The 18,977-nt window shown below is 68.4% G+C and carries 17 protein-coding genes and 1 pseudogene; 3 read left to right on the forward strand and 15 right to left on the reverse strand.

Annotation, left to right across the window (positions count from 1 at the left end):
• Positions 1-55: 55 nt before the first annotated feature.
• A complete protein-coding gene (locus tag A3ES_RS0113505; RefSeq protein ID WP_020387355.1) occupies positions 56-877 on the forward strand; it encodes an alpha/beta hydrolase in 822 nt (273 codons plus the stop codon).
• A gap of 1 nt (position 878) precedes the next feature.
• On the opposite strand, the gene A3ES_RS0113510 is transcribed toward A3ES_RS0113505, so the two are convergent.
• Entirely contained in the window at positions 879-1,286 is a 408-nt protein-coding gene (locus A3ES_RS0113510; RefSeq protein WP_020387356.1) for a RidA family protein, read from the reverse strand.
• A gap of 59 nt (positions 1,287-1,345) precedes the next feature.
• Between A3ES_RS0113510 and A3ES_RS0113515 the strand changes: the two genes are divergently transcribed.
• Positions 1,346-1,948, forward strand: a complete 603-nt coding sequence (locus A3ES_RS0113515) for a TetR/AcrR family transcriptional regulator (RefSeq protein ID WP_020387357.1) — start codon at positions 1,346-1,348, stop codon at positions 1,946-1,948.
• Here the strand turns inward: A3ES_RS0113515 and A3ES_RS0113520 are convergent.
• Genes A3ES_RS0113520 through A3ES_RS56930 form a run of 4 tightly spaced genes read right to left on the reverse strand, consistent with a single transcriptional unit; the run spans position 1,945 to position 4,865 of the window.
• Positions 1,945-2,586, reverse strand: a complete 642-nt coding sequence (locus tag A3ES_RS0113520; RefSeq protein WP_020387358.1) for a Type 1 glutamine amidotransferase-like domain-containing protein — start codon at positions 2,584-2,586, stop codon at positions 1,945-1,947. The genes A3ES_RS0113515 and A3ES_RS0113520 overlap by 4 nt on opposite strands.
• Before the next feature lie 4 nt (positions 2,587-2,590).
• On the reverse strand, positions 2,591-3,523 hold the full coding sequence (locus A3ES_RS0113525; RefSeq protein ID WP_020387359.1) for an RluA family pseudouridine synthase: 933 nt from the start codon (positions 3,521-3,523) through the stop codon (positions 2,591-2,593).
• Positions 3,520-4,245, reverse strand: a complete 726-nt coding sequence (gene lspA, locus A3ES_RS0113530; RefSeq protein ID WP_063745952.1) for a signal peptidase II — start codon at positions 4,243-4,245, stop codon at positions 3,520-3,522. Before lspA ends, A3ES_RS0113525 begins: the two co-directional genes overlap by 4 nt.
• Entirely contained in the window at positions 4,218-4,865 is a 648-nt protein-coding gene (locus A3ES_RS56930) for a TraR/DksA C4-type zinc finger protein (protein WP_020387361.1), read from the reverse strand. The genes lspA and A3ES_RS56930 overlap by 28 nt, the downstream gene beginning before the upstream one ends.
• A gap of 502 nt (positions 4,866-5,367) precedes the next feature.
• Between A3ES_RS56930 and ileS the strand changes: the two genes are divergently transcribed.
• Positions 5,368-8,547, forward strand: a complete 3,180-nt coding sequence (gene ileS, locus A3ES_RS0113540) for an isoleucine--tRNA ligase (protein ID WP_020387362.1) — start codon at positions 5,368-5,370, stop codon at positions 8,545-8,547.
• 666 nt (positions 8,548-9,213) lie between these two features.
• On the opposite strand, the gene A3ES_RS0113550 is transcribed toward ileS, so the two are convergent.
• The 10 genes and pseudogenes from A3ES_RS0113550 to ftsW form a co-directional block, all read right to left on the reverse strand.
• Complete coding sequence (locus A3ES_RS0113550) at positions 9,214-9,984, reverse strand: DivIVA domain-containing protein (RefSeq protein ID WP_020387363.1); 771 nt, start codon at positions 9,982-9,984, stop codon at positions 9,214-9,216.
• A gap of 209 nt (positions 9,985-10,193) precedes the next feature.
• On the reverse strand, positions 10,194-10,499 hold the full coding sequence (locus tag A3ES_RS0113555) for a YggT family protein (RefSeq protein ID WP_026162841.1): 306 nt from the start codon (positions 10,497-10,499) through the stop codon (positions 10,194-10,196).
• 38 nt (positions 10,500-10,537) lie between these two features.
• Positions 10,538-11,056 (reverse strand): cell division protein SepF, encoded by a 519-nt coding sequence (locus A3ES_RS0113560; protein ID WP_020387365.1) that lies wholly within the window; start codon positions 11,054-11,056, stop codon positions 10,538-10,540.
• A 37-nt stretch (positions 11,057-11,093) separates the two neighbouring features.
• Positions 11,094-11,813: a YggS family pyridoxal phosphate-dependent enzyme gene (locus A3ES_RS0113565; protein ID WP_020387366.1), complete on the reverse strand. Its 720-nt coding sequence runs from the start codon at positions 11,811-11,813 to the stop codon at positions 11,094-11,096.
• Complete coding sequence (gene pgeF, locus A3ES_RS0113570) at positions 11,810-12,541, reverse strand: peptidoglycan editing factor PgeF (protein WP_020387367.1); 732 nt, start codon at positions 12,539-12,541, stop codon at positions 11,810-11,812. Before pgeF ends, A3ES_RS0113565 begins: the two co-directional genes overlap by 4 nt.
• Positions 12,542-13,142: 601 nt before the next feature.
• Positions 13,143-14,138 (reverse strand): annotated as a pseudogene (gene ftsZ, locus A3ES_RS0113575) (cell division protein FtsZ); the annotation flags it as partial.
• Positions 14,139-14,390: 252 nt separating this feature from the next.
• A complete protein-coding gene (locus A3ES_RS0113580; RefSeq protein WP_020387369.1) occupies positions 14,391-15,131 on the reverse strand; it encodes a cell division protein FtsQ/DivIB in 741 nt (246 codons plus the stop codon).
• A gap of 18 nt (positions 15,132-15,149) precedes the next feature.
• Complete coding sequence (gene murC, locus A3ES_RS0113585) at positions 15,150-16,589, reverse strand: UDP-N-acetylmuramate--L-alanine ligase (RefSeq protein ID WP_020387370.1); 1,440 nt, start codon at positions 16,587-16,589, stop codon at positions 15,150-15,152.
• Entirely contained in the window at positions 16,586-17,674 is a 1,089-nt protein-coding gene (gene murG, locus A3ES_RS0113590) for an undecaprenyldiphospho-muramoylpentapeptide beta-N-acetylglucosaminyltransferase (protein WP_020387371.1), read from the reverse strand. The genes murC and murG overlap by 4 nt, the downstream gene beginning before the upstream one ends.
• A gap of 5 nt (positions 17,675-17,679) precedes the next feature.
• Positions 17,680-18,963: a putative lipid II flippase FtsW gene (gene ftsW, locus A3ES_RS0113595; RefSeq protein ID WP_020387372.1), complete on the reverse strand. Its 1,284-nt coding sequence runs from the start codon at positions 18,961-18,963 to the stop codon at positions 17,680-17,682.
• Between the last annotated feature and the right edge of the window lie 14 nt (positions 18,964-18,977).

The following is an 18,977-nucleotide window of genomic DNA, read 5'->3' on the forward strand; positions in this document are numbered from 1 at the left end:
CGCTCCGATGAGGTCGGCGCGCGCCCGATATCCGGTCGCCAGGCACACTGGGAACGTGCTCAAGGTGGCAGTGGTCGCAGGCGCGGTGGTGCTGCTGATTCTTGCCCTCGTCTGGGGATTTCAGCGGCACCTCATCTACCTGCCGGACACGGCTGCCGTCGCTCCGGCGGCGACCGTACTACCCGGTGCGCGGGACGTGACGCTCGAGACCGACGACGGCGTACGGCTTGGCGCCTGGCTGGTGCCGGCCGGCGAGCCGGACCGCGGAATCGCAGTACTGGTTGCCAACGGGAACGCCGGCAACCGGGCATCCAGAGCACCGTTGGCGCGGGCTCTGGCCACTGAAGGGCTGACGGTCCTTTTGTTCGACTACCGCGGTTATGGCGGCAACGAGGGAGGTCCCAGCGAGCGCGGCTTTGCCCGGGATGTCCGCGCGGCTCAGCGGTATCTGGCTCGGGAGACCGGCCTGCCGCCCGGCCGGATCCTGTACTACGGCGAGAGCCTCGGGGCCGCGGTGGTTACGGAGCTCGCCACCGAGATCGCGCCCGGCGGGCTGGTACTGCGCTCGCCGTTTGTCGACCTCGCATCGGTGGGCCGCGAGCACTACCCGTTCCTGCCAGTCCGGCAACTGCTCCGCGACAAGTTTCCGCTGGCGGAGCAGCTCGCCAAGGTGAAGGCTCCGGTCGTGGTGGTCTACGGAGCCGACGACTCGATCGTCCCGCCGGAGCAAAGTCGTACTGTCGCCGAAGCGGCGCCGATGCTCAGGAAGCTGGTCGAGATACCGGGCTCGGACCACAACGACGCCGTACTGGTTCACGGCCCGGCTCTGACCGCGGCCGTCGCCGAGCTCGCTGAGCAGGTCACCAAAACCTCATGAGCTAGTCAAGTACGGCCGTGGCTTCGACCTCGACGAGCAGGTCTGGTTCGCCCAGGCTGGCGACGCCGAGCAGGGTGATCGGTTTGACCGGGTCTATGCCCAGCTTGGCCGCCGCGCGGGCGACGCCCTCGCCCAGCTGCGGCATCTTGTCGGGGTGCCAGTCGACGATGTAGACGGTCAGCTTCGCCACGTCGTCGAACGAGCCGCCGATCTCGGTCAGGGCGTTGCCGATGTTGAGATAGGCCTGTTCGACCTGGGCGGCGAGGTCGTCCGTGCCGACCGGCCGGCCCTCGCTGTCACGGGCCACCTGACCTGCGAGGAACACCAGCCGCGAGCCGGTGGCGATGGACAGCTGCCGGTACACCTCGGGCTTGGGCAGGCAATCGGGGTTGATCAAGGTCACGGGCACGAGGTGGCTCCTAAGAATTGGGGAGAGCAAACCATAACAGCGTTATGTATAGTATTGCCATGGTGAGGCTCAAGGATCCGGCGGTCCGGTCGTTGTTGATCGAGCGCGCCGCTCAGATGCTTCGGGCGCGGGAGCCGATCAGTTTGCGGTCGCTGGTCGACGGGACCGGGGTGTCGACGATGGCCGTCTACACCTATTTCGACGGCATCGACGGTCTCTGGAAGGCGGTGCGTCAGGAAGGGTTCACCCGGCTCTCGGCCGTCCTCGACCGGCTCACGCCGACGACCGACCCGGTCCGGGATCTCGCCGCCCTGGGGTCGGCGTACGTGGCGAACGCCGAGGCCAATCCCGACCTCTACCGGGTGATGTTCGACGCCGCGGTCGACCTGGAAGACCTGGCCGCCGCGGACGCGACGCTCCACCGCCTCGTCGAGGCGGTCGAACGGGCGAAGACCGACGGCCGGTTCGCCGATGACACGGAACCCCTCGACCTCGCCACCCAGAGCTGGGTCATCGGCCACGGCCTGGCGTCGCTGACCGTGGCCGGCCCTCTACCGCGCGAGGCGCTCGGCTACGCCGTCCCGATGCTCACAGCCCTGTTCATCAGCGCCGGGGACGAGCCCGCCCGCTGCCGCCGCTCGGTCGCCCGGGGCTGGGGCTAGACGAGTTCGCGGGTGGTGCCGTCGATGATGAGGGCCTGGCCGTCGTGCAGTGGGAGGTGGGGCACGCCGGTTTGCTCGTAGAGGGCGCGGACCTGTTCCACCAGTTCGGTCTCGGGGTGGCCTGGAGAGTTCAGGTGCGGCACGAACACCTCGTCGAGCACGCCTAGGCCGTCCCAGATCACCTCGCCGTCGACCTGCGTGATGTCGTCGCAGAGCTCGAGGCCACGCAGGCTCGGAGCGAGTACGCAGGCGCCCGCGCTGTAGCCGGCGTACACGAAAGACTCCGAGCGGATGAGCTCAGGCAGGAACTTGTCGGCACCGCTGGCGGCCAGGGCGGAGCGCAATACGAAGACGTTGCCGCCGCGGACCCACAGACCGTCGTACTGCGCCAGTCGCGCGCGCAGGTCCTGGCCGACGCGGGCGCCGCGTTCGGAGTACGAGCGGAGGTCGAGCTCCTCGGGGCGGAGGCCGAGTTCGCTGAGCCAGGTAAGCTCGGCGGCCACCTTTTCCCGGCGTACTGGGGGATCTTCGGCATCGATCGCGTTGCAGATCACCCCGATCCGGCCGGCGGACGGCAGCAGGGCGACCAACCGCTCGGGGTGGTCGCCCAGCCGGAACGACGAGAGGTAGAGCTTCATCCGCCTACTGGGTGGCGGCGAGCTGGTCGAGCGCCTGTTCGAGGTCGTCGGGGTACTTCGAGGTGTACTCGACGTACTCGCCGCTGCCCGGGTGGTCGAAGCCGAGGCGCATCGCGTGCAGCCACTGGCGGGCCAGTTGGAGGCGCTCGGCCAGAATCGGGTCGGCGCCGTAGGTGAGGTCACCGCAGCACGGGTGGCCGATTGCGGCCATGTGCACCCGGATCTGATGCGTCCGGCCGGTCTCCAGCGTGATCTCGAGCAGCGTCGCGAAGCGGAACGCCTCGAGCGTCTCGTAGTGCGTCACGCTCGGCTTGCCGCCCGCGACGACGCCGAACTTGTAGTCGTGGTGGGGGTGCCGGTCGATCGGCGCGTCCACCGTGCCGGTGAACGGGTCGGGATGGCCTTGCACCAGCGCGTGGTAGATCTTCTTGACCGTGCGCTCCTTGAAGGCGCGTTTGAGCACGGTGTAGCTGTACTCCGTCTTGGCGACCACCATCAGCCCGGAGGTGCCGACGTCGAGCCGGTGCACGATGCCCTTGCGCTCGGCGGCGCCGCTGGTGGAGATGTTGAAGCCGGCTCCGGCCAGGTGCCCGATCACGGTCGGCCCGGTCCAGCCCGGCGACGGGTGGGCGGCGACGCCGACCGGCTTGTCGACGACCACGATCTCGTCGTCGTCGTGCACGATCCGCAGGTTGTCGACGGTCTCCGGTACGACGGTGATCTCGCCCGGTGGCGGGGGTAGCTCGACGTCGAGCATCACTCCGGCCGCGACCCGGGCAGACTTGAGCGCCGGCGAGCCGTCGACCTGGACCAGGCCGGACTCGATCATCTCGGCCGCCTTGGTCCGGGAGACGCCGAACAGCCGGGACAGGGCGGCGTCGAGGCGCTCACCGGCGAGGCCGTCAGGCACCATCACTGTGCGTGCGTCGCCGGTCATTTCTTGCCCACGTCCTTCGTGCCGTCCAGCTTGATGCCGCGCAGGGTCTGGATCACCAGCAGGGCCGCGGCGGAGGTGACGGCCATGTCGGCGACGTTGAAGATCGCCCAGTGCGGTGTCTGCAGGAAGTCGACCACGTGCCCGTGGAAGGGTGACGGCTCGCGGAAGATCCGGTCGGTGATGTTGCCGACCGCGCCGCCGAACAGCAGCCCGAAGGCGACCGCCCAGCCGATCGAGCCGAGTTTGCGCGACAACCAGACGACGCCGATCGCGACGATGATCTGGATCGCGCTGATCACCGGCGTGAAGTCCGAGCCCAGGCTGAACGCCGCGCCCGGGTTGCGGATCAGGTTGAACTTCAGCAGCGAGCCGATCACGTTCACCGGCTCCCCCGGCGTCAGGTGCTGCAACGCCAGCACCTTCGTCAGCTGATCCAGCCCAAGCACCAGCAAACCAACCACACCGAACAACACCACCAAGCGCCGCCCGCCGGCTGCGCCGGCGGGCGGCGCAGAGAAGGCCGAGTCGTCAGAGGCCTCGCCCGCGGCACTACCCTCCGGCAACGCGGCTTCGCCGCCGGCCGGCTCGTCGCCGCTGGCCGGGGATGACGAGGAACCGGCCGAGTCGAGGTCGGCCGGTTCTGTCCGAGGGGGTGCTGACTCGTCCCCTGGCGGGGAGGACTGTTCTGGGTCGCTCAGCGGCGTTCTTCGCGTTCTTTGCATGACACGCACAGTGTCGCACGCGGGAACGCCTGCAACCGACCCTTGCCGACCGCCTTGCCGCAGCTCTCGCATACGCCGTAGGTGCCGTCGTCGATCCGGGCCAGCGCCCGCTCGATCTGGTCAAGCATGTCCCGCGCGTTGTTCGCCAGCGACATCTCGTGGTCGCGCTCGAGCGTCGTCGAGCCGACATCGGCCTGGTCGTTGCCCGCCCCGTCGCCACCGTCGCGGAGCAGTCCGACGATCTCCTGCTCGGCGTCGCGGATCTCCTCCCTCAGGTGCGTCGCGTCGGCCACGAGCTCACCGCGGAGCTCCTCCATCTCGGCCGCGGTCCACGGCTTCTCGCCGTCCTTGACCGTGAGCTTCTCGGCCTTCTTCGCGGGCGCCTTGGCCGGCGCAGTCGCCGGGGTGCGGTTCTCGTTCGTCTTCATGGCCACCCTCTTCTTCGGTGTCGGCTTGGCAGGGGCCTTCTTGGTGGAAGGCTGCTTGACTGCGGACTGTTTGGCCGGTGCCTTCTTCTTGGCGGCCGACTTCTTCGCAGCCGGTTCGGCGGATTTCGCGGCGCTCTTCTCGGCCGCGGCGGGACGTCTGGGGGCGGACTTCTTAGGAGCCGATGTAGCCATGGTCGACTACCCCCTGCCTTCGTCGGAGACTGAAGCGGACTGGTCGCAAGACAGTAGGTCACGTGGCGGCCACGTGCCAGCCCGACGCGCAGACCGTGGACATACGGTAGTCGGTTCTTCAAGGACGCTCGATGTTCCGCGCGTCACAGCCACATCTCGGACGCCGCTCAGGCAAGCAGTTGCTTCGGTTTCGGCTCGATCTCGGCACTCGCGAGACGATTGTGAGCCACCGGCCGCGCCCTGACCACTGATTAACGATTCGTGACCGGATGCGACGAAGTCGTACACTTGTCCCGCACACCGCAAGGCTGTGATGGGGCCATCACCCCGGAGCCGCCGGAAGAACGGTCCTCACGGACTCATTAGACCCGGCAGCGGAGCGTAACGAAGTGGGCAGCTCCTCAGGAGCTGCCAAGGAGGGTGGTACCGCGGAGCCCGGCGACGACGCCGGTGCCTCGTCCCTTCGTCCAGCTGGCAACACGCTCGACGAAGGACGAAGGACATGGCGGACACCCCCACCACCGCGACTGGCAGTACTCCCTGGCGGCACATCCCTGCCCAGGTCGATCTGCCCGCGCTCGAGCGGGACGTGCTCGACCACTGGGACGGCCAGGACACCTTCGCCAAGAGTCTCGAGCAGACCGCCGGCGGCAAGCCGTGGACGTTCTTCGAGGGCCCGCCGACCGCGAACGGCATGCCCGGCACGCACCACATCGAGGCACGCGTCTTCAAGGACGTCTTCCCCCGGTACCGGACCATGAAGGGCTACTCGGTCGAGCGCAAGGCCGGCTGGGACTGCCACGGTCTGCCGGTCGAGGTCGCGGTGGAGAAGGAGCTCGGCTTCAACGGCAAGAAGGACATCGAGGCCTTCGGGATCGCGGAGTTCAACGCCAAGTGCCGCGAGTCGGTACTGCGGCACGTCGACGCCTTCGCCGACCTGACCACCCGGATGGGTTACTGGGTGGACATGGAGCACCCGTACCGGACGATGGACCCGGAGTACGTGCAGTCCGTCTGGTGGTCGCTCAAGCAGATCCACGACAAGGGCCAGCTGGTCGAGGACTACCGCATCACGCCGTACTGCCCGCGCTGCGGCACCGGGCTGTCGGACCACGAACTGGCGCAGGGCTACGAGACGGTCGTCGACCCGTCGGTCTATGTCCGCTTCCCGCTCACCTCCGGGCCGGTCGCTGAAAAGGCCGGCAAGCCTGTGTCATTGCTGGTCTGGACGACGACTCCCTGGACTCTGGTCTCCAACACGGCCGTCGCTGTGCACCCGGACGTCGACTACGTCGTCGCTACCGACGGCAACGAGTCGCTGGTCGTCGCCGAGCCGCTGCTCAGCGCGCTGGGCGAGGGCTGGACCGTCACCGACCGGTACGTCGGCCGTGACATGGAGCGGTGGAACTACCAGCGCCCGTTCGAGCTCGTGGAGTTCCCCGAGCCGGCGCATTACGTAGTACTGGCTGACTACGTCACCACTGAGGACGGCACTGGTCTGGTGCACCAGTCCCCCGCGTTCGGCGCCGACGACCTCATCGTCTGCCGGGCCTACGACCTGCCGGTGGTCAACCCGGTCGAGTCCGACGGCACCTTCCAGGCAGATGTGCCGCTGGTCGGCGGGCAGTTCTTCAAGAAGGCCGACGAGGACCTGGTCAACGACCTCCGCGACCGCGGCGTCCTGTTCCGGCACGTGCCGTACGAGCACCCGTACCCGCACTGCTGGCGCTGCCATACCCCGGTCATGTACTACGCGCTGCCCTCCTGGTACATCCGCACCACCCAGGTCAAGGACGCGCTGCTCCGCGAGAACGAGAAGACCAACTGGTATCCCGAATCGGTCAAGTGGGGCCGGTACGGCGACTGGCTGCGCAACAACATCGACTGGGCCGTCTCCCGCTCCCGCTTCTGGGGTACGCCGCTGCCGATCTGGCGCTGCGCCGACGACCACCAGGTCTGCGTCGGCTCGCTGGCCGAGCTGGGTGAGCTGGCCGGCCGCGACCTGAGCGCGACCGACCCGCACCGGCCGTTCGTCGACGACATCACCTTCGCCTGCCCGACCTGCGGCGAGGAGTCGACCCGGGTCGCCGAGGTGATCGACGCCTGGTACGACTCGGGCTCGATGCCGTTCGCGCAGTGGGGCTACCCGTGGGCCGAAGGGTCGAAGGAGAAGTTCGAGAAGTCCTACCCGGCCGACTTCATCTCCGAGGCGATCGACCAGACCCGGGGCTGGTTCTACACGCTGATGGCGATCGGCACGCTGGTCTTCGACGAGTCGTCGTACCGCAACGTCGCCTGCCTGGGGCACATCATGGCCGAGGACGGCCGGAAGATGTCCAAGCACCTGGGCAACATCCTCGAGCCGATCCCGTTGATGGACGACCACAGCGCCGACGCAGTGCGCTGGTTCATGGCCTGCTCCGGCTCGCCGTGGAAGGCGCGCGGCATCGGGCCGAACGTGCTGAACGAGATCGTTCGCAAGGTACTGCTGACCTACTGGAACACGGCCGCCTTCCACGCCCTGTACGCCCGGCTGGCCGACTGGTCGCCGAGTGCCGGGGCGCCGCCGGTGGCGGAGCGTTCGGTGCTCGACCGCTGGCTGGTCAGCGAGACGCACCGGCTGGTCCGCGACACGGACGAGGCGTATGCGGCGTACGACACGCAGAAGCTGGGTGTCCTGATCAGCCAGTTCGTCGACGTGCTCTCCAACTGGTACGTACGCCGCTCGCGCCGCCGGTTCTGGGCGGGCGACGCCGGCGCGCTGGCCACGCTGCACGAGACGCTCGACGTGCTGACCCGGTTGATGGCGCCGCTCACGCCGTTCGTGACCGAGCGGGTCTGGCAGGACGTGTTCCGGCCGGTCACGCCGGAGCTGGCGGAATCGGTGCACCTCGCCGCGTTCCCGCAGTACGACGAGACGGTGATCGACGACCGGCTCGCGACGCATGTGTCGATGGCGCGGCGGGTCGTCGAGCTGGGCCGGTCGGCGCGCGCCGAGGCGAAGGTCCGGACCAGGCAGCCGCTCGGCCGGGCGCTGGTCGGGTCGGCCGCGATCGCCGATCTGGATGACGAACTGCTCCGCGAGATCGCCGAGGAGCTGAACGTCGGATCTGTCGAGCCGCTCTCGTCCGCTGGTGCCGACCTGGTCGAGTTCTCGGCGAAGGGCAACTTCCGCCAACTCGGCAAGCGCTTCGCCAAGCAGACGCCGGTGGTCGCAGGCGCAATCGCTGCAGCCGACGCGGCCGCACTCGCTGCTTCCTTGAAGGCATCCGGTACTGCGACAGTGGTGGTCGACGGCGCGGACGTCGAGGTCAGCGCCGACGAGGTACTGCTGTCGGAGCGGCCGCGCGAGGGCTGGTCGGTCGTCAACGAGCAGGGCGAGACCGTTGCCCTCGACCTCGAGATCACCCCGGAACTGAAGCAGGCCGGCCTCGCCCGCGAGGTGGTCCGAACGTTGCAGGAGGCCCGCAAGAACTCCGGCCTGGAAGTCTCCGATCGGATCACCGTCTGGCTGACCAGCACCGACCCAGAACTATCCGATGCCCTAGGCAAGCACGCCGACGAGATCGCCCGCGAAATCCTCGCCACCGACCTCACCGTCTCGATGCCACCGGCAACCAGTTCCCTGACGACCGGCACCGAGGACGACCTCGGCCTCACCTACTGGCTCACCAAGGCCTAACAACCGCTTGCGATCATTCGCCCCCTTTCACCCTCTTCGCTGGATCACCCAGTCCTCTAGTAGTCGGTCCTGCGGGTGAAAAGGGGGCGAATGATCGCAGGGTCGGCGGAGCGGCACTCGGTCAGGGACATCTGGGCGGCGGCCACATCCAACGAGGCGCCGAGTGGGCCGGCTGGGCGAGCGAGCACACCACTGGTGGGCTCGGACCCGCGGTCGAAAGGTCGGCGACGACGAGACCTCTGGGAGCCATGCCGGGAAGGGTCCGGACGTCCGCGCATACCCAGGTCCGGTCAGCAAACGCTTCCCTCGGCGTGTCGGGGCATCGGTACGAGGTCGTGCGTGCGCAGCCGTCCGCGCTGTACCGCGAAGCCCCCGCCCCTGGGCTACGACTTCTTGGGCGCCTTCCCCGACGGACCCGCGGGCGAAACCGTCTCGCTGCTGAGACTTATGCCGTACCGGCTGCGGGTGACCGATGTCGGCACGCTCAGCAGACAGAAGGCCCCACTCACGTGGCCGTGATCTCCGGCGGCCGGTTGTGGGGACCCTTAGTCACTGCTCAACAACGGTCTGTCAGAAAAGTCCGGGCATGACAAAGAGGCGGTGCTGCCGGATTAGCACCGCCTCCAGTCAGGCCAAGACAGACCGAAGCGTCGAACCAGCTACTGCTTACACGCCGTGACCGTGAGCCTGGGCGCGGGCCTCCGGGCGGAAGCCGTTGCGCGGGCTGAGCGTGTCGTCGCCGTTGCCGAGCGCCTTGAGCTGCTCGGTGAAGTACGTCTTCAGGCGACTGCGGTACTCACGCTCGTAGGCGTGCAGGTCGTCGATCGTGCGCTCGAGCTGACCCTTCTGCTTCTCCAGCGTGCCGAGCATCTGAGCGCGACGCTCGGCGATCTCGCCGTCGAGCTTCTCGGCGCGGGCGCGGGCCTCACCGGTCATCCGGTCAGCCTTGCCACGTGCCTCGTTCTCCAGGCGCTCGGCCTTGGCGCGGGCCTCGCCGATGATCTTGTCGGCGGTGTCCTTCGCCTCCTGGACCAGGTCGTCGGAGTGCTTGGTAGCCATCTCCAGCAGCCGCACGGCGGAGCTGGAGGCGTCGCCGACGGTTCCTGCTGCCGCAGCAGCCCCCGCGGCCGCTACAGCGGGAGCGACGACTGGCGGTGGCTTCTCCTCGGGCTTCTCGACGACCACAGGGGCCGGCTTGGGCTGCTGCACGACAGGCGGCAGGGCGGCGGTCTGGTCGACCACCGGTCGGTCCTGCCCACTGCCGGCACGCTGAGCGGCGGCAAGCTTGGCCCGCAGCTCCTCGTTCTCGGCGAGAAGTCGCTCGAGCTCGGCTTCGACCTCGTCGAGGAAGGAGTCGACCTCAGTGACGTCGTAGCCCTCCCGCAATCGGACGGGCGTGAACTGCTTCGAGCGGACGTCATCCGGCGTCAGCGGCATCTTTCACCTCGTTTGTCTGTGTCTTGGCGGAGTCGTCGTGGCCTTGACCTCGGCGACTCAGTAGATCACGTTATCGCTTCGTTGTGTTCTGGCGGAATCCGGGCGGGCGATAACTGCGGTCGAACTCCGGCGTCGACCGGTCTGCTCCTACCCAGCTGGTGGAGTCCTCATGCTCCGACCTCCCTGTGATCCTGGCGGTGCCGTGGATTTCACAACGACCTGATCGCGGTCGAGTTGATCGACATCGCCAGCGAGACGAGGACGAACAGCATCAGCATCGACAGGTCGATCCGGAGACCTCCAGCACCGATCGGCGGCAGGATCCGCCGCAGCGGCCGCAGAAACGGATCGGTTACCGAGTAGATCAGCTCGAACAGCAACAGCAGCGGCCCTTTCGGGTGCCATTGCGGCGCGAACATGACGATCAGACTCAGTACGAACCGCGCCACCAGCATCAGGAAGAAGGCCAGCAGCACGTAGGCGAGTACACCGAGGACGAGCACAAGAGCATCCATGTCAGACAAGAGTGTAGAAGACGGCCGAAGCCGCGTCCTCAACTCTGGTTGTAGAACCCGTCCGCGGCGATCTTTTCCTTCTCCTCCGCGGCCAGTGTCACGTTCGGCGGGCAGACCAGGAACACCTTGGTGGTGATCCGCTCGATCGAACCCCGGCAGCAGAAGATCAGCCCGGCGGCGAAGTCGACCAGCCGCTTGGCATCCGCGTGGTCCATCTCGGTCAGGTTCATGATGACGGGCGTACCGTCGCGGAAGTGCTCACCGATCACACGCGCCTCGTTGTAGCTGCGCGGGTGCACGGTGGTGATGCGGGCCAACTCGGTAACCTCCGGGGATGAAGCTGCGACACCACGTCGATCTGGGAACTTGCTGACCGTGCCCACCTGCTCGTCGCGACGATCCGGCACCGGCTCGGTTTCGTCCGACTCCCCGTCGACGGCTTCGTCCTCGTACTCGTCGTAGCCGTCGTCGTACTCGTCGTCATAGCGCGCGTTGTACCGCTCGCCGTCCTCGACCAAGCCGAGGTACACACCCATCTTGCGCAACGCGCCGCTCATGGCCCTCCAGCCCTTCGGTCGATTCTCGATGTCGACACTAGCCCAGAGGAGTACGTGTACCGAGTAATGCGCGCCCGAGCCGCACGTGTGTCGCCCCACGCCTGATCGCGGCCTCCAGATCGCCGCTCATTCCGGCGGAGACCCAGTTGGCACCGGGATGTTCGGAGCGTAGTCGGGAGGCTACTACTTCCAGTCCCCCGAACGCCTCGTCGGGGTCCGATCCGAGCGGCGCCACGGCCATCACGCCACCCAGCTCCAGCCCGTCCGCACCCGCGACCTCAGCGGCCAGCTCCGGTACGTCGGCCGGCGCGACCCCGCCACGGCCCACCCCTGTCGCCGCATCGGCCGGCCCGTACTCCGCCAGGCTCACCTGCAGCAGGCATCGCAGTACGCGGCCTTCGTCCACGGCTGCCCGGGACAGCGCCTTCACCAGGGACGACCGGTCGACGGAGTGCAGCACGGACGCATTGCGGACGATCGAACGGGCCTTGTTCGACTGGAGTTGCCCGACGAAGTGCCAGGTGACGTCCTGACAGTCCGGCGCCTTGGCCTTGAGCTCCTGCTCCCTGTTCTCTCCCAGATCCCGCACTCCGAGAGCCGCCAGCGCCCGCACGTCGCTGACTGGGAAGGTTTTGGTGATCGCCACCAGGGTGACCGCGTCCTCGGGCCTCCCAGCCGCCACACAGGCCGCCTGGATCCGCTCACGCACGGACGTCAGATTGTCGCGGAGCTCCTGCTCGCGGGTGTCCGCGGTCACCGGGTCAGCCTGACGAGCCCGGCCAGCCGTCCGCTGACGGGTCCTTCACGCCGGTACGAGTAGAGATTCTCCGACTCGATCGTGCAGCTGGTCGCGTCGATCACGGTGCAGTCGAGCTCGGCCAGCTGGGCGGCGACGCCGGCAGCCACGTCGATCGACGGTGTCCCCCAGCTCGTTTCGGCGTACGACGCGGGCACCCGCTCGGCGACCTCGGCGCGCATCTCCTCGGGGACCTCGTAACAGTTGCCGCACGCGTACGGCCCGAGAACTGCGGTGATCCGCTCGGCACCGAGGGCGCGCATCGCCTCGACAGTCGCCGGTACGACGCCGGCGTACAGGCCGCGGCGTCCTGAGTGGGCGGCGCCGATGACGCCTTTGGCCTGGTCGGCGAAGAGCACCGGCAGGCAGTCGGCGGCCCGGACACACAGCACGACATCGGTGCGCGTCGTCACCAGCGCGTCAGCTCGCGGCTGCGGCCGCACCGGCAGTTCGTCATCGGGCCGCACCACGTGCACGTCGTACCCGTGCACCTGACTGACCCGGATCACCCGGTCCTCGGCGACCCCGAACTCACCCGCGAGCCGGCGGAAGTTCTCCGCGATCGCATCAGCCTCGTCCCCCTGCGCACTGCCCAGATTCAGTTCGCCGTACGGCGGCAGACTGGCTCCCCCGAACCGATCGGTGAAGGCGAAGCGGGCCCCATCGAAAACCTCGTCATAACCGAACACCCCCGAAGGCTATCCCGCTCACCAACGTCGGGTTGCCGTGTGCTGCCGGCTACTTCAGGAAGTCGGGGATGTCGAGGTCGTCATCGTCGTTGTCCGGCTTGCGCGGCTGGCGCTGCGGAGCCGGCTGGGACGACGGTGAGTTCGACGGGCCCGTGGTCGGCCAGGTGTGCTGGGTCGGCGCGGACGGCGTCGGGGTCGGCGGGTGTGGCACCGGCGGCTGGTTGGTCTGCGGCTGAGTGGTGCGGACCGGCTCGCCGCTCTGCGGGCGCGCCGAGTGCGTGGTGCCCCGGCTCTGGTCCGTGTTCGGCACCGGCACGGTGTCGTCAGTCGGCGTACCGGCCGGCGGCTGGTAGCTGGGCGAGCCTCCGGTCGAGCCCTGACCACCAGCGGCCTGGCCACCCTGGCCCGCCGCGCCCTGACCGGCAGCGTCAGCAGCCTGACCTGCAGGAGTCTGACCTGCAGGCGCCTGGCCCCCGGTGTTCGCCGGAGGGGTCCCGTACGGCGGGGGCTGGTTGGCGGGCTGGTGGGCCTGCGTCTGAGCCTCGGCCTGGGTTGAGCGCGGCACGCCCTGCGTCGCCACATCCCCACCAGCGGCGGGGAGGCGGTTCTGCGGACGGGCCTGGTTCATCGCCTGCTCGCGGCGCTTCGGCATCCCGCCGTCGAAGCCGGCCGCGATCACGGTCACCCGGACCTCGTCGCCGAGCGCGTCGTCGATCACCGCGCCGAAGATGATGTTCGCGTCGGTGTGCGCGGACTCCGAGACGAGCTGGGCCGCCTCGTTGATCTCGAACAGGCCGAGATCGGAACCGCCCGCGATCGACAGCAGCACGCCGTGCGCGCCCTCGATGCTTGCCTCTAGCAACGGCGAGGAGATGGCCGCCTCGGCCGCCGCCACCGCGCGGTCCTCGCCGCGGGACGAGCCGATGCCCATCAGCGCCGAGCCGGCGTTGGACATGACGGCCTTGACGTCGGCGAAGTCGACGTTGATCAGGCCGGGCGTGGTGATCAGGTCGGTGATGCCGGAGACACCCTGCAGCAGCACCTGGTCGGCCTGCTTGAAGGCGTCCAGCACGGACACGGCGCGGTCGGAGATGGTGAGGAGGCGGTCATTCGGAATCACTATCAGGGTGTCGACCTCCTCGCGGAGGGTGGCGATGCCGTCCTCCGCCTGGGTCGCGCGGCGCTTGCCCTCGAACGAGAACGGCCGGGTCACGACACCGATGGTCAGCGCGCCCAGCGAACGGGCGATCCGGGCCACCACGGGCGCGCCGCCGGTGCCGGTGCCACCACCTTCACCCGCGGTGACGAAGACCATGTCGGCGCCCTTCAGCGCCTCCTCGATCTCCTCCGCGTGGTCCTCGGCGGCCTTCTGCCCGATCGCCGGGTTCGCGCCGGCGCCGAGGCCCCGGGTCTCCTCCCGGCCGATGTCGAGCTTGACGTCCGCGTCGCTCATCAACAGCGCCTGGGCGTCGGTGTTGATAGCGATGAACTCAACGCCCTTCAGACCGTGCTCGATCATCCGGTTCACGGCGTTGACGCCGCCTCCGCCGATGCCGACGACCTTGATGAGTGCCAAATAGTTCTGCGGTGCCGCCACGTCCGCGCCTCTCGCCTCGTTCTGTTCCCGTTATGGCCGGTTGGCCGTCCGAGCTGCGCCTGCCTCGGACCCTTCCGTGGACCGATCCCCGTTATCCGGCGCCGGCCCTGCTGTCTTCGGATGGGCCTGAACCTCATGGTGATGGTTAGAGATATGTCAAGCCTAGATTCCCTCGAACGCTACGGGAGTCGCTCCGGCAATGTCCACGCGCCTCGCCGCCGGTCGGTCGATGTGTACCCGATGTGGGCACACTCACTTCTTTTCCCCTTTGGTGACAGGGAGATCGGGCGCCGAGACGTCGTACACCTTGGCGTCCCGCTTCATCAGCACGCTGAGTACTTCGGCCTTGCGCTCACTGTCATCGGCGCTGCCCCAGACGACCTTCACCAACGACTCGAGGTTGAGGGTGATCGAGTCCGGCGAGGCCGCCGAGATCGACTCCACCTGGGACCGCAGCCCGACCGGCAGAGCGGCCGAAACCGTCACCACCGAACGGATCGTGACCTCGCGCCGATTTCCGACCACCAGCGCCTCGGGCAGACCCTCGGGCTTCGCGGGCACGGTCTTGAAGGCCACGCCGGTCGCGTCGACGAGCTCGAAGTTGCTGCCGTCGGTGACGACCACCACCGGGACCCGCTCGGTCACCACGATCTTCAGCTGGTTCGGCCACGCCCTGGTCACCTGCGCGTCGGCCACGGCCTGGATCGTCCGCACCCGTTCCGCGATCGCGGTCAGGTCCACCTTGGCCAGCGGAGTACCCATCGGCGCCGCCGCGACCTGGGTGATCGTTGCCGGAGGCACCGTATCGGCACCGGCCACCTTTACCCCGGAGACCGCCAGGACGGACGAGAAGTAGAACAGCCAGACGGTCAGCCCGCCGAGTACCACGACCAGGCCGCCGACCGCCCAGGGCAGCCAGCCGCGCCATCGCACCAACCGCTGCCGGCGCGCGAACCGCTGCTGTGCCCGGGCTAGGTCAGTGCTCTGACTCATCCCCCGCTCACCACCGGATCACTCCGCGGCCGCCGCCGCGGGTGCCGCCCGTTCGGCCAGCAGATCGACCACTTCCGGCCCGATCAGCGTCACGTCGCCGGCGCCTAGCGTGACCACCAGGTCACCCGGCTCAGCCAGGTCCGCGACCAGCTGCGGTACTGCGGACCACGACGGCTCGAAGCGGACCTGATCCGGCTTGAGCGGCACGTGGTTGGCGATCAGCGCACCGGTGATCCCGGGCTCGGGGTCCTCGCGGGCCGCGAACACGTCCATCACGACGACCTCGTCGGCCAGCGCGAGCGCTTCGGAGAACTCGGTCGCGAAGATCCTGGTCCGGCTGAACAAGTGCGGCTGGAAGCAGGCGATCACGCGCCCCTCCCCCGCCACCGTGCGAGCCGCGGTCAGGTCGACGGCGAGCTCGGTCGGGTGGTGGGCGTACGAGTCGAACACCCGGACGCCGTCCTCCAGGCCCTTGAACTCGAACCGCCGGCCGGTCCCGGTGAAGGACGCGAGTCCCTCGGCCAGGTCCGAGGCGGAGAAGCCCAGCCCGAGCCCGACGGTGAGAGCCGCCGAGGCGTTCAGCGCGTTGTGCTTGCCGGCCTGCTGCAGCTTCACGATCGGCAGCTTGCGACCGCGGAACACCGGCACGAACGACTGGGTAGCCCCGGTCGCGGTGAGCTCGGTGACCCGGGTGTCGGCTTCCGGCGATTCGCCGTACGTCCGTACGTCGATGCCGCGGGCGCGGGCGAACTCGGCGAGCTGCCGGGACCCCGCGTCGTCGTAGCAGAGCACCATGAAGCCGCCGGGGATCACGCGATCGCAGAACTGCTCGAAGGCGAGCCGGTAGCTGGCCTCGTCGCCGTAGTTGTCCAGGTGGTCCGGCTCGACCGACGTGACGATCGACACCTCGGGGCTGTAGGTCAGGAAGGACTTGTCGGACTCGTCGGCCTCCGCGACGAACAGGTCGCCGCTGCCGTCGTGGGCGTTCGAGCCGGACTCGTTCAGGTTCCCGCCGATCGCGTACGACGGGTCGACACCGCAGTGCTGCAACGCGACCGTCAGCATCGACGTGGTGGTCGTCTTGCCGTGCGTGCCGGCCACGGCGATCGTGCGCCGGCCGACCATCACGGAGGCCAGCGCCGCGGCCCGGGGCAGGATCGGGATCCCGGCCGCACGGGCGGCGACGACCTCGGGGTTGGTCTCGCGGATCGCGGTGGAGACGACGACGGTGTCCGTCTCGGCGACATGCTCGGCGGCGTGGCCGACCCAGCAGGTGGCGCCGAGGGCACGCAGGGCGGCGAGCACCTTGCCGTCCTTGGCGTCGGAGCCGGAGACCTCGATACCGCGGGCGGCCATGATCCGGGCGATACCGGACATGCCCGCGCCGCCGATACCGACGAAGTGGACCCGGCCCAGCTTCTCGGCCGGCAGATTGGTGTCAGGGGCGGTGACAATCACGAAGCAGACCTCACCACATCGAGGATGATCCGCGCCAACCGGTCGTCGGCATCGGTGCGGATCACGCCTTGAGCAGCAGTGGACATAGCTGTCAGACGCTCGCGGTCGTGCAGAAGTTGCGGGATGGTCGCCCGAACCCAGTCCGGCGTCACCTGGGCGTTGTCGACCACCAGGCCACCGCCCGCATCGACGACGGGCTTCGCGTTCAGTACCTGCTCACCGTTACCGTGTGGCAACGGAACGTAGATGGCGGGCAGTCCCACGCCGGACACCTCGGTCACGGTGTTCGCACCCGAGCGGCAGACCACCAGGTCGGCGGCGGCGTACGCGAGATCCATCCGGTCAACGTATGACAGCACCTTGTACGGGTACCCACCTGTCTGCGCGACCTCCAGTGAGTTCTTCGGCCCGATCGCGTGCAGCACCTGGACGCCGGCCGCCAGCAGCTCGGCAGCGGCTCCTGCGAAGGCCTCGTTCAGCCTCTGGGCGCCCTGCGAGCCACCGGTGATGAACAGGGTCGGGGCGTCCGGGTCGAGGCCGAAGAACTGCCGCGCCTCGGCCCGCAGCGCGGCCCGGTCCAGCGTGGAGATCGCGCGCCGGATCGGCAGGCCGACGTACTCGGCGTGCGGCAGGTCCGTGCCGGGGAAGGAGGTCGCGACGTGGTGGGTGCAGTAGCGGGCAGCGAACTTGTTCGCGATCCCCGGCAGGGCGTTGCCCTCGTGCACGACGATCGGCGTCTTGCGGCGCCAGGCGGCGACGTACGCCGGCATCGACACGTAGCCGCCGAAGCCGACCAGGACGTCGGCCTTGGCCTCGTCGAGCACCTTGCGGGCCGCGCTCACCGAGCTGAGCATCTTGCCCGGTACGGCGAACAGCGCCGGCGTGGGCTTGCGCGGCAGCGGTACGGGCGGAATCAGTTCGAGCCGGTAGCCGGCTTCGGGGACGACGCGGACCTCGAGTCCACGCTCGGTCCCGAGGGCGATGATCTCGATCGTGGGGTCGATCCGGCGCAAGGCGTCGGCGGTAGCGATCAGGGGGGAAGTATGGCCGGCGGTACCACCACCGGCCAGGACGATGCTCGGCACAGCTTTCAACGCTCCCGCGTGTTCTCACGGCCAGTACGGCCAGGTGTGCGCCACGAAGACATCCACCCGAACCGAGGCCGCCGGAGTTCCTTGAGGGCGGCCTGCGCGCCGGGTTCGGCCTTCGCGAAGGACAGCAGCATGCCGATCGCGATCAGCGTCGGCAGCAGTGCGGACCCACCGTACGACAAAAGCGGGAGCGGGATACCCACGATGGGTAGCAGTCCGATCACGGCACCCAGGTTGACCAGCGTCTGGGCCATCAGCCAGACGGTGATTCCGGCGGCCGCATAGCGGACGAACGGGTCCGAGTTCCGGGTCGCGATCCGGACACCGACGTAGGCCAGTGTCAGGAACAGCGCGAGCACGGTGAGCGACCCGATCAGGCCGAGCTCCTCACCGATCACCGAGAAGATGAAGTCGGTGTGCGCCTCGGGCAGGTTGCCCCACTTCTGCCGGCTGTTGCCGATCCCGACCCCCCACCAGCCACCGGTGGAGAGCGCGTAGAACGAGTGGTACGCCTGCCAGCCGACGCCACCGGGGTCGGCCAGCGGGTTGGTGAAGTTCATCAGCCGGTCCATCCGGTGCTGCGCGGTGCTGACGAAGTACGCGGCGATCGCGCCGACGACGACGATCGTCGCGATGAACAGCCGGGTCGGTGCGCCGACGATCCAGATCATCCCGATCATCACGGCCATCAGCACCAGCGCGGTGCCGAGGTCGTGCTGACCGACGACGAGCGCGATCACCAGACCGCAGACCGGCACCATCGGGACCAGCAGGTGCTTCCACTGGGTCAGCAGTTTCTGCTTGCGGGCATACAGATCCGCACACCACATCACCAGCGCGAGCTTGGCGAACTCGCTCGGCTGGATCTGCAGCGGGCCACCGAGGTTCAGCCAGTTAGTGTTGCCCTTCACGCCGACGCCCAGACCCGGCACGTAGGTGAGCACGAGCAGGAAAACCGAGCCCAGCAACGCGACGTACGCGAGCATCCGGAAGTGCCGGGGTGTCATCCGCGAGGCGACGTACGCCATCGGCAGACCGACTCCGACCCAGATCAGCTGGCGGTAGAAGATCGCGTACTGGTTGCCCTGGTTGGCCCGGTACGACAGCACGCTGGACGCGGACAGCACCATCAGCAGGCCGAGCACGAGCAGCAGACCCGTCGCGCCGAGCAGGATGTGGTACGACGTCAGCGGGCGGTCGAGCACGTCCTTGATCGCCGCCAGCCAGGGGCGCTCCGGTGCCGCGGCCTTCTTGTCCTTCGGCTGATCCGTGATCGTCGTCATGCGATCACCTCCGG

Source organism: Kribbella catacumbae DSM 19601 (assembly GCF_000372465.1).
Classification (GTDB): Bacteria; Actinomycetota; Actinomycetes; order Propionibacteriales; family Kribbellaceae; genus Kribbella; species Kribbella catacumbae.

Excerpts from the sequence above, each read along its gene's own strand:
- A3ES_RS0113515 (WP_020387357.1), top strand. The coding sequence starts at position 1,346 with ATGGTGAGGCTCAAGGATCCGGCGGTCCGGTCGTTGTTGATCGAGCGC.
- A3ES_RS0113520 (WP_020387358.1), bottom strand. The coding sequence starts at position 2,586 with ATGAAGCTCTACCTCTCGTCGTTCCGGCTGGGCGACCACCCCGAGCGG.
- A3ES_RS0113525 (WP_020387359.1), bottom strand. The coding sequence starts at position 3,523 with ATGACCGGCGACGCACGCACAGTGATGGTGCCTGACGGCCTCGCCGGT.
- lspA (WP_063745952.1), bottom strand. The coding sequence starts at position 4,245 with ATGCAAAGAACGCGAAGAACGCCGCTGAGCGACCCAGAACAGTCCTCC.
- A3ES_RS56930 (WP_020387361.1), bottom strand. The coding sequence starts at position 4,865 with ATGGCTACATCGGCTCCTAAGAAGTCCGCCCCCAGACGTCCCGCCGCG.
- ileS (WP_020387362.1), top strand. The coding sequence starts at position 5,368 with ATGGCGGACACCCCCACCACCGCGACTGGCAGTACTCCCTGGCGGCAC.
- A3ES_RS0113550 (WP_020387363.1), bottom strand. The coding sequence starts at position 9,984 with ATGCCGCTGACGCCGGATGACGTCCGCTCGAAGCAGTTCACGCCCGTC.
- A3ES_RS0113555 (WP_026162841.1), bottom strand. The coding sequence starts at position 10,499 with ATGGATGCTCTTGTGCTCGTCCTCGGTGTACTCGCCTACGTGCTGCTG.
- A3ES_RS0113560 (WP_020387365.1), bottom strand. The coding sequence starts at position 11,056 with ATGAGCGGCGCGTTGCGCAAGATGGGTGTGTACCTCGGCTTGGTCGAG.
- A3ES_RS0113580 (WP_020387369.1), bottom strand. The coding sequence starts at position 15,131 with ATGAGTCAGAGCACTGACCTAGCCCGGGCACAGCAGCGGTTCGCGCGC.
- ftsW (WP_020387372.1), bottom strand. The coding sequence starts at position 18,963 with ATGACGACGATCACGGATCAGCCGAAGGACAAGAAGGCCGCGGCACCG.